At 24.8% G+C, this 10,723-nt stretch carries 7 protein-coding genes; all 7 read left to right on the top strand.

Annotated features, from left to right (window positions below; genetic code table 4):
* Nucleotides 1-175 precede the first annotated feature (175 nt).
* The 7 genes from BU00_RS0100370 (at nt 176) to BU00_RS0100340 (ending at nt 10,520) form a co-directional block, all read left to right on the top strand.
* A complete protein-coding gene (locus tag BU00_RS0100370) occupies nt 176-601 on the top strand; it encodes a division/cell wall cluster transcriptional repressor MraZ (RefSeq protein ID WP_036458693.1) in 426 nt (141 codons plus the stop codon).
* Between the two features lie 4 nt (nt 602-605).
* Nucleotides 606-1,508, top strand: a complete 903-nt coding sequence (gene rsmH / locus BU00_RS0100365) for a 16S rRNA (cytosine(1402)-N(4))-methyltransferase RsmH (RefSeq protein ID WP_027121001.1) — start codon at nt 606-608, stop codon at nt 1,506-1,508.
* A 435-nt stretch (nt 1,509-1,943) separates the two neighbouring features.
* A complete protein-coding gene (locus tag BU00_RS0100360; RefSeq protein ID WP_027121000.1) occupies nt 1,944-3,896 on the top strand; it encodes an exonuclease/endonuclease/phosphatase family protein in 1,953 nt (650 codons plus the stop codon).
* 133 nt (nt 3,897-4,029) lie between these two features.
* A complete protein-coding gene (gene gyrA / locus BU00_RS0100355; protein WP_027120999.1) occupies nt 4,030-6,678 on the top strand; it encodes a DNA gyrase subunit A in 2,649 nt (882 codons plus the stop codon).
* Nucleotides 6,679-6,756: 78 nt separating this feature from the next.
* Nucleotides 6,757-7,701 (top strand): hypothetical protein, encoded by a 945-nt coding sequence (locus BU00_RS0100350; RefSeq protein WP_027120998.1) that lies wholly within the window; start codon nt 6,757-6,759, stop codon nt 7,699-7,701.
* A 25-nt stretch (nt 7,702-7,726) separates the two neighbouring features.
* Nucleotides 7,727-8,404 carry a nuclease-related domain-containing protein gene (locus BU00_RS0100345; protein WP_027120997.1) on the top strand — a complete coding sequence of 226 codons (678 nt, stop codon included), beginning with the start codon at nt 7,727-7,729 and terminating at the stop codon, nt 8,402-8,404.
* Nucleotides 8,397-10,520, top strand: a complete 2,124-nt coding sequence (locus BU00_RS0100340) for a helix-hairpin-helix domain-containing protein (RefSeq protein WP_027120996.1) — start codon at nt 8,397-8,399, stop codon at nt 10,518-10,520. The genes BU00_RS0100345 and BU00_RS0100340 overlap by 8 nt, the downstream gene beginning before the upstream one ends.
* Nucleotides 10,521-10,723 lie beyond the last annotated feature (203 nt).

Genomic DNA, 10,723 nt, shown 5'->3' with positions numbered 1-10,723 from the left:
ATGGGCGAAGCCCGAGGGGTATACCCCTCCCCCTTCCTTTTGTTTTATAAAAGAAAACACAGAAATAACTGTGTCATTTCTGTGTCCCCCTTTAACTTTAATAAAGTTGAATTTTTTATTTTCTTTTTACATAATAAATAAAATGATGTAAAATTATTTTAGATAGTGGGGAAAAGTGGTTATATTTGGGGAACAATTAAGAAATATGGATGATAAAAACCGTGTCATTTTACCACCTAACATAAGAAACTATTTAGGTGACTTTTTTGTTCTAACAATTGATTTTGATGGTAATGCTGTTCTAAGAACTAAACAAGAGTTTGAAAAATATACAGAAGTATTCGCAAATAAAAGCGATTTTAATACTAATGTTAGAACTTTAAGAAGAATTATTTTAAGTAGATCTTACGAAATAAATGTTGATTCTTCAAATAGAATAACATTACAAAAAAATATAGTAAGTGACCTCGCTATCAAGAAAGAAATTATTTTTATTGGTACTGGTTCATCGGTTGAGTTATGATCAAAAGAAAGGTGAGAAACATTTAAATCAAGCATATCACAAGATATGTTGATTGATTTAGCAAATAGTGTTTCATAAAATAATGGAAAAACTACATTATTCTGTTTTGTTAAATGAAACAATTGACTCATTAAAAATTAAACCTGATGGTATATATGTTGATTTAACATTAGGTATGGGTGGACATTCTGCAAAAATACTTGAAAAATTAACAACAGGTCATTTATATGCATTTGATAAAGATGATTATGCTTTAAAAATGGCTGATCAAAGATTAAAAAAAATTAAGAACAATTACACCTTAATTAAAAGTGATTTTAAAGATATTAAATTACAATTAAACAATTTAGGTATTTATAATGTTGATGGGATTATTGCAGATCTTGGTTTTTCATCTCCTCAAGTAGATCAAGCTGAAAGAGGTTTTAGTTATAATAAAGATGCAAAACTAGATATGAGAATGGATCAAACACAAGTTTTAAGTGCTTTTGAAATTGTTAATGATTATGATGAAAATAAAATTTCACAAATACTATACGAGCACGCTGATGTAAAGCTTTCTAAAAAAGTTGCTAAAGCTATCGTTTCAAATCGTCCAATTAAAACAACGTTAGAACTTGTAAATGTTATCAAAAGTGCATATCCTGCTGCATTATTGAGACAAAAAAATCCAGCAAAACCGGTCTTTCAAGCCATAAGAATAGAAGTTAATAATGAATTACAATCACTTATTGATATGCTTGAACAAGCAATTCACTTACTAAATACAAATGGAACATTATCTGTTATAAGTTTTCATTCAATAGAAGATAAAATTATCAAAAATTTTATTAAAAAAATTACATATTCAGATATTCCAATAAAATTACCAATCCAAGAAATCAAAAAGTTTTCAGTTAAACAAGTTTTACCTTCAAAACGGGAAATTGAAGAAAATAAAAGATCTAAAAGTGCAAAATTAAGGGTGATCAAGAAACTGTTTTAAATGTATTTTAGTTCCAAAAATTAATTTTAATAATATAAATTAGTTACCTAAATATAATATCTAAAAATAAAATAAACCTTCTTTAATTATAATTATTTATATTTTTAAAATATCGTAAGATATATTGTTAATTTATATTCATAAAAAATCTCCAAAATAAATATTTTAACATTTTTTAGTTCCTACATTTAATAATTATATAATCTATTTTTTATAAAAATAAACGTTTAAAATTGAAACTAAATTAAACTTAGTTTAATCAAAAAAAAGATCTTAAAAAATTTGTTAAAACAAAAAACTTTGAAAAAATAAATAACAAAATTAGCTAATTTACAAAAAAGAAAGAATTAAATGTTTTTTCTTTTTTTATTAAATTTTTTAAAAATAAATTATGGTAATTTTTACTAAAATATATAATTATTTTAATAGGTTAAAATGAAAAATAAATGATTGAAAAAAATAGCATTTTTGCTTTCTGTTTCTTGTATTACAATTAGTGCTTCATGTCAAAAAGAAGAGATTCAAAAAACTGAAGAAGATATTAGTTTAACAAAACAAGATATAGTTTTTAATAGTGAAAATATTGAAGAAAAAATAGATAATTTTAAAGAAAAATTTCCAAATAAATTAACAAAAAATAATGTAGATTATAACGAAAATAACGAAATAGGTTTTGTGGATTCGAAAAATAATGATATAAAAACATGATTTACATTAAAACAACTTGAAAATGGTCTTGAATATTCTAATATAAATATATCTCTAAATGAAGAACAAAATATTATTGTTTTAAATTTTGATATTAAAAATAAACATTTTAGTTTTGATTTTAAATACGAAATAAAACCAAAAGTATTAAATTTACAAAAACAAGTTGTTGTAGACCAAAATAATGAATATGAGCATTTTATTTTTAATACTGAAAATATTAATGACAAAATAGAATGATTTAAAAGAAATAAATTACAACAACTTACACCTTATAAACTTTATTTTTTTAAAGAAAATAATTTTGTTGGTTTTAAAGATTTAGGAGATGATCCAGAAAAAAATACATGATTTGAATTAGATGATTCAACACAAACGTTTGATTGAAATGAAGTATTTGCTACTATTGATTATAATGATAAAACCATTATTATCGAATATCCTTATGAAGATTTTATTATTCAAAAAATATTTGAATATGAGATTAAAGAAGATATTAATTCAAATCAAAACCAAACAAATAAAAGCAAAAAACCATCTAATTCAAAATTTCAATATGACGAAAATAAAACAGTATTTGTTAGACCACCATTTGGAGCAAAATTTAAATTAAAAGGTGTAGATTTACCACCAATTGTAACTGTTTTTGCACATTTAGATAGTCCTGGTACAAAAACAGGTTTTAAAAATTCCACTTCTAAAACAGAATCAAAATATGTTGAAGAAACTGCCAAAAGAGATGACGTTAAAATAAATGCAAAAAATGGAGCACAAGAAATTAGTGAGTTTTTTAACATCCCACATATTTTAAATATTTATAGATTTGAATCTAATAAAGAAAATTCATTAGTGATTTTTGGTGGTGATACAAACATTGATAAGAAAAATTTTAGTCTTGATAAAGTTTTTCCAAATGAAGTTCATAGGGTTTTAAGAAATTTAGGTGAAGAAGGTGAATTAAAATATTTTACTTCCTTAGGTCATTTGGTAGATTCATACAGACATCCATATGATAAAATGTATTATTTAAATGGCGAAGATGAAAATTATGATGTTATTAACCAAAAAGACAATCCTGAACTCAAATTTAAAGTTGACATTTGAAAAGGTTTTGAAGATCAAATTTGATCAAAACAAGAAATGCAAGATTTAAACGGATATCAAGATGTTAGTGTGCGTTGAAAAGCTGTTTCTGATCATGCACCTGTTTTTGTTGATGTAAATATTAAAAAAGGTGATATAACATCAAATGAATCAACAGTTGTTAATTATCCTAAAAATAATAAAAATTTAATACGTATTGCTCATTGAAATATATTAAAGTATAATGGTTCAGATAGTGAATTATTTAAAGAAAATGCTATTGCTCAATTAATTGCTAAAACAGGAATGGATATTGTTGGTTTTACAGAAGTTAGTTTAGGTTCAGGTGAAAAAGTACAAAGAATCTTAGATATATTAAATAATAAACTCAATAAAAATTTCAAAATGGTTATTCAAGATAGAGATGAAGCTACTTGAAACAATACTGGTTATGATCATTTTACCCAAGAAACATCAGAACAAATTGTCATAATTTATGATGCTAATATATTTGATTTAGATAAGTTTAGAAACAAGAAAAACGGATTAAGTTTTAAAGAAACATTTAAAACTTATGGTGTTGTAAAAAGAAAATAAAAAATATTCAAAAAAATAACTTTTATCCCTAAATTTAGGTATTAAAAGTTATTTTTCACTTTAATTTTGCGCAAAATTGTTTATAATTTAATAAAATTATAAATTTTATTAAAGAAATTTATGTAGGAGAACTATGAGCACTAAGGATCAAGATAAAAAACTTTTAGAGAAAAACGAAAATGATAAAGTAACATTAGAAACAAATCAAGAATATGAGTATGAAGAAAACAATAGAATGATTTTTAAAAATAAAAAAAATCAAGTTGTTGTGAATGATGATGAAGATGAAGAAGATATTCCTCAAAATAAAGAAGAATACAAAGTTACTTCTCAAATTATTTCCGAACCTACTGATGGACTTTTTCCGAAATTACTTGATGATGAAATGAAAACATCATTTATGGAATATGCAATGAGTGTTATTGTATCTCGTGCATTACCAGATGCAAGAGATGGTCTAAAGCCAGTACATAGAAGAATATTATACGATATGAGTGAACTTGGTATTACTTCAAGTTCACAACACAGAAAAAGTGCTCGTATTGTAGGGGATGTTTTAGGAAAATATCACCCGCATGGTGATTCTTCTGTTTATGATGCGATGGTTAGAATGGCGCAAGATTTTTCTATGCGTTATCCATTAGTTGATGGTCATGGTAATTTTGGTTCAATTGATGGTGATCAAGCTGCTGCTATGCGTTATACAGAAGCAAGAATGGCAAAATTATCAAATGAAATGCTGGATGGTATTAAAAAAAATACAGTTGATTTTGCTGATAACTATGATGGAAGTGAAAAAGAACCCGTTGTCTTACCTTCAAGATTTCCAAACTTATTAGTTTCAGGTGCTTCTGGTATTGCTGTTGGTATGGCCACTGAAATACCACCACATAACCTCGGTGAAGTTATTGATGCAACAATTGCATATGCTAAAAATAATGATATTGATATTTTAGAATTAATGAAATATATCAAAGGGCCAGATTTTCCAACAGGAGCAACCATACTTGGAACAAAAGGTATTTATGATGCTTATACAACTGGTCGTGGAAGTATTACTGTTAGATCCAAAGCAAATATAATTGAAAATGCAAATGGTAAATCAAAAATTATAGTTACTGAAATTCCTTATGCTATTAAAAAAACATCTATTATTCAAAAAATTGTTGATTTATACAAAGACAAAATAATTGAAGGTATTAGTGATTTAAGAGATGAATCTAATAGAGAAGGTATTAGAATTGTTATTGATGTTAAAAAAGGTGTAAATCCTCATATTCTTTTAAATAAACTTTATCAAAAATCATACTTACAAATGACTTATAGTGCAAATATTGTTGCTCTTGTAAAAGGTGAACCAAAATTATTAAATTTAAAAGAAATATTAAATGTTTATTTAGAGCATCAAAAAGAAGTTGTGACAAGAAGGTTACAATTTGATCTTGAAAAAGCTCTTGAAAGAGCACACATTTTAGAAGGGTTAAAAATTGCAGTAGACAATATTGATGAAGTAGTAGCAATTATTAAGTCTTCTAAAACAGATAAAGAAGCACAAGATAGACTTGCTAATAGATTTAATTTATCAGAAGTTCAAACAAAAGCAATTTTAGATATGAACCTACGTAGATTAACAGGTTTAAATATTGAAAAAATGCAACAAGAACTTGATGAACTATATTCGGAAATAAAATATTACAAATCAATTCTTGAAGATCAAGACAAACTTGTTAATTTAATCATTGATGAATTAAGTGCAATTAAAGATAAATACAACGATGCAAGAAGAACAGAAATTGATAATTCTTCTGCTGGAAAAATTAGTGATGAAGACTTAATTCCACAAAAAGATATTATTATTACATGTTCTGTCAAAGGATATGTAAAACGGATTAATCTTGAAGAATACAATACTCAAAACAGAGGTGGTGTTGGTTCAATTAGTGCAAAAACTTATGATGACGATGATATTTCAATGATTATCAAAGCAAATACACATACAGATTTATTTTTATTTTCAAACCATGGAAAAGTTTATTCATTAAGAGGATATCAAATACCTGAAGGTTCAAAACAAAGTAAGGGTACACCATTCATTAACATTATTGAAACAATTAATGTTAATGAAGGTGAAAAAATTATTTCTATTATCGATGTAGGAAATGTTTATGAAACACATTATCTTGCAACAATTACAAAACAAGGTATTTTCAAAAAAACACCATTAAACTTATTTAATAATGTCAGAAGAAATGGTTTAAAAGCTTTTGGATTACAAGAAGGTGATGAATTAGTTAATGCTTTTGTTGTTGCTGATGGAGATAACATTTTAGTAGCTAATAATGATAAAAATATTACATTATTTAATATAGATTCTGTTCGTTCTCTTGGTCGTACTGCAAAAGGTGTCAAAGCTATTAAATTAGAAGAAAATCAATATGTAATTAATGGTTCATCAAACAAAGATGGTAAACTTATTTTATCATTAGGAAGCAAAGGTTTTGGTAAAATAACAGATGAAAGTGAATACAGAGTTACCAAACGTGGAGCAAAAGGTGTTTCTGGTTTAAATAGTTCAAAAGCTGGAAATCTTGTATTTGCTTCATATGTTAATTTAACTGATGAATTACTTGTAATAACCTCAAGTGGAACAACAATAAGATTAAAAATTAATCAAATTTCTGAAACTTCAAGAAACACAAAAGGTGTTAAAGTTATTAACTTAAAAGATGGAGATAACATTGTTGCTGTTGAAGTAATAAGATTATCAGAAGAAAATATTTAACAAACAAAGGTTAATAAAAATTATCAACAACAATGTTTGTTTGATAATTTTTTAAATTTTATTTAAAATTGAGGTAATATGTCAAAAATTATTGTTTGAGATTTATTTGGTGGTGGTCAAAACTCTGTTTTTGAATCTATTAATAATGATCAAAAACTAAAAAATATATTTGAAATTCATACTTGAGATATTACAGAACCTACAAGACAGTTTCATTATAAAACTGATTTAGCAAAAGATAACATAGTTGAATATTTTTCACAGTTTCCAAAACCAGATATTATTATTGCATCACCACTATGTCAAAGTTTTAGTTGTGTTTTGTCAATGAAAGGTGGAGGAACACCATTTTGAAAGTTAAATGAAGATAAAACTAAGTTAATTGAGCGCTCAATTGAAGAATTTGAAGCATTAAAAGGTGGATTTACTAAAAATCTAAAAGCAGATGTGCAATTATTTATAAAAAGATTAGGTGAAAAATGTTTAAATAATGTTATTGAATTAATTAAATTTTATAAACCAAAATATTTTTATATTGAAAATCCTAAGCAATCATTAATGTGAAAATATATCACTTTAAACAGAACAGATTTTTATGATTCAAATCAACATTTTTTAAATGAGGCCAGTTATGGTAAATATGGTTTTTTTACAACAAAAGCAACAATTTTTTATAGTAACATAAAATTAGATTTAAAAAAAGGAAGAATAGAACCACCTTACACAATTCAAGAAATTAATGGTTCTAAATACTATGTTTTAAAAGATGATCCAAACGTTATGGTAAAAAGAGAACTTGATAGTAGAATGATAGGTATTGCTTCACTTGGCAAAATGATTAAAGCAAGAAATGTAAAAAGTGGGATGGGTGCGATGGATTTTATCCAAAGACAAAAGGCACCAGTACAAAAAAATAAAATGGTTAACGAACAAATATGTGAAGCAGGACCAGCATCTGCAATTCCCCATTCTTTAATTCTTGATATATTTAATCAAATTTTAAAAGATTATAATAAAAGGTAAGTTTAAAAATTTATAAGGACAAAAAATGAATAATTTCTTAATTTTAACTATTGTTATGATTGTTATTTTTTCAGTTTTAATAATTTGTGGCATAGTTTTTGTATCAATACATTTTTATATTAATAGTTACAAAAAAAACAAAAAAGGTTTTGAATTCGAGGATAAAGTTTGCAAAGAAATTAAAACTCATATTAAACAAACAAATTTAAATTGAGTAAATGGTGGTATATATAAATCGCATAAAAAAACATATGAAATTGATAGCATATTAATTAGTGATTCTTTTTTAGTAGTTTGTGAGTTTAAATCATATGTGGGAAAAATTTCTGGTGATATAAAATCAAATAATTTATTTATAAGTCAAACAAATTCGGCTAAAAAGAAAAAAATATCAAATATAGTTGCACAAAATGAAACACATATAACAAATTTAGAAACTTTCTTAAAAAATAATCTTAACTACTATTCTTTAATTATTTTACCCGATGAAACAGAAGTGGTTTTACAATCACTTCCAGGACACGTTGTAATTATTAAATTTAGTGAAATTCAAAAAACTCTTTTAATGTTTCAAGAAATGAATCACCAACAAATTAAAACAATTAACAAAAATTTAATTTTACAAAAACTTAATGATTTAAAAATTACAACTACATGAGAAAAAATTAAGTATACAAGAAAGATAAAGGAAAATAATGGATAAAAACGCAATATCATCAGTTAGTCAACAACTAAATATTACACAAAATCAAGTACAAATTGTTTTAGATATGTTTTTAGAAGGAAATACTGTTCCCTTTATTGCAAGATATAGACAAGATCAAACAAACGGTTTAAATGAAGAACAAATTTATGAAATTGAAAAACTTTATAAATATAGTGTTGAATTAAACAAAAGAAAACAAGCAATAAAAGAAATTTTAAAAGAAAAAGACCTTTTAAGACAAGATTTAGAAAAACAAATTAATGAATGTTTATCAAAATCAGAATTAGAATCAATTTATGAACCTTTTAAAGTAGGAAAAATAACTAAGGCAACAACAGCTATTTCGTTTGGTTTAGAACCTTTTGCAAAAACTATTTATACAAATAAATCACCAAAATTTGATATTCAAAAAGAAGCACAAAAATATATTTCTGATAAAGTACCAACAACAGAATTCGCAATTGAAAATGCAAATTATATTATTTCACAATGAATTTCACAAAATGTTGACATTCGTAAAGAACTAAAAAACAAAATTAATAATTTTTGCAAAATAACAACTTCATTAAAAAAACAAGCAGTAGATGAAGAAGAAAAATTCAAAATTTATTATGATTTTAGCATCCCTATTAAATATATTAAAGATCATAATGTTTTAGCTATTAATCGTGGTGTTAATAATAAAATTTTATCCTTAAATATTAATTTTGAAACAGAAAGATATGTTTCATATATTCTTTATGTTTTAGATAAAACTAAAGTTAATCATAAAAACTTAATAGAAGCGGTAAATGATGCTTTAAAAAGATTAATTTTACCTTCATTAGAAAGAGAAATCTTTAATGATTTATTTTTAAGAGCAGAAAGTAATTCAATTAAAAATTTTGCTAATATTGTTGAATATCTTTTAAACACTCCTGCAACCGAAAATGTGAATATTTTAGCAATTGATCCAGCCTTTGTTAATGGATGTAAATTAGCAGCACTTAATAAAAATGGTGATTTATTAGAAATTAATAAAATATTTCCCAACAAACCACAAAATGAAATATCAAAATCAGCAACAGTGGTTAAATCTATGATACAAAAGCATAATATTGATATTGTTGTTATTGGTAACGGAACTGCTTCACGCGAAACAGAAAAATTTATTTCTGATTTAATCAAACAAAATAATTTAAAAATTAAATATGCAATCGTTTCTGAAACAGGTGCTTCGGTTTATTCTGCTTCAAAAATTGCAATTGAAGAGTTTCCAGATTTATCTGTTGAAGAACGTAGTGCAATTAATATTGGAAGAAAATTTTTAGATCCTTTAAATGAATATGTAAAAATTGATACTAAATCCCTTGGAATTGGACAATATCAACATGATCTAAATCAAAAAGAATTAGATCATAATTTAAGTTTTAAGGTTTCCAAAGTAGTTAATGAAGTAGGAGTTGATGTTAATACTGCAACTAAATATATTTTGACTTATATTTCCGGTTTAAGTAATAAAATTGCTCAAAATATCATTGATTATAGAAAAGAAAATGGTTCGTTTAACAACCGTGAAGATATTAAAAAAGTTAAAGGTATGGGACCAAAAACTTATGAGCAATCCATTGGTTTTATGCGAATTTTTACCTCACAAAACTTTTTAGATAGAACTTTTATTCACCCTGATTTATATGACTTAGCAAATAAAATTATTGCACAATATCATCTAGAACCAAATAACAATGGTATTGATGTCTCACAAGTTGATGTAGATTTTGTTATTAATAAATATAAAACAAATAAATTTGATGTTTCATTAATTCTTGAAGCACTATCAAAACCAATTAAAGTTTTCAACAAAAACAAAAAAGGATTTATTTTAAAAGACACTATTTTAAATATTGAAAACTTAAATATTGGTGATCAAATTCAAGGAACAGTCGAAAACGTTACAGATTTTGGTATTTTTGTTTATGTTGGACTAAAAGAAAATTTGTTCATTCATATTTCTAATTTAAACCTTAATCCAAATCAAAATCATTACGATGTTTATTATCCTGGTTTAGTAATTGATGCTTGCATTACCACTATAGATATGCAAAGACACAAACTAGCAGGAAAAATTGTTTAACAAAAAAGAAAGAAAACTACTGTTTTCTTTCTTTTAAAATAAAATCTTTTAAAACAATGTTAAAATCTGCTCGTTTTATTTTCCCATGTTTCCCAGTTAACTAAGGTAAAAAAAAACTTTTAGCACTATAATACAGTGTTAAAAGTTTTTTAATTTAAAATTTACTTGTTACTTTTTATGTATTTATAATAATCATTATAAAC

The sequence above is a fragment of the Mycoplasma leonicaptivi ATCC 49890 genome, from assembly GCF_000622205.1.
Classification (GTDB): Bacteria; Bacillota_I; Bacilli_A; order Mycoplasmatales; family Metamycoplasmataceae; genus Mycoplasmopsis; species Mycoplasmopsis leonicaptivi.
This window is presented reverse-complemented; position numbering and strand designations above follow the sequence as displayed.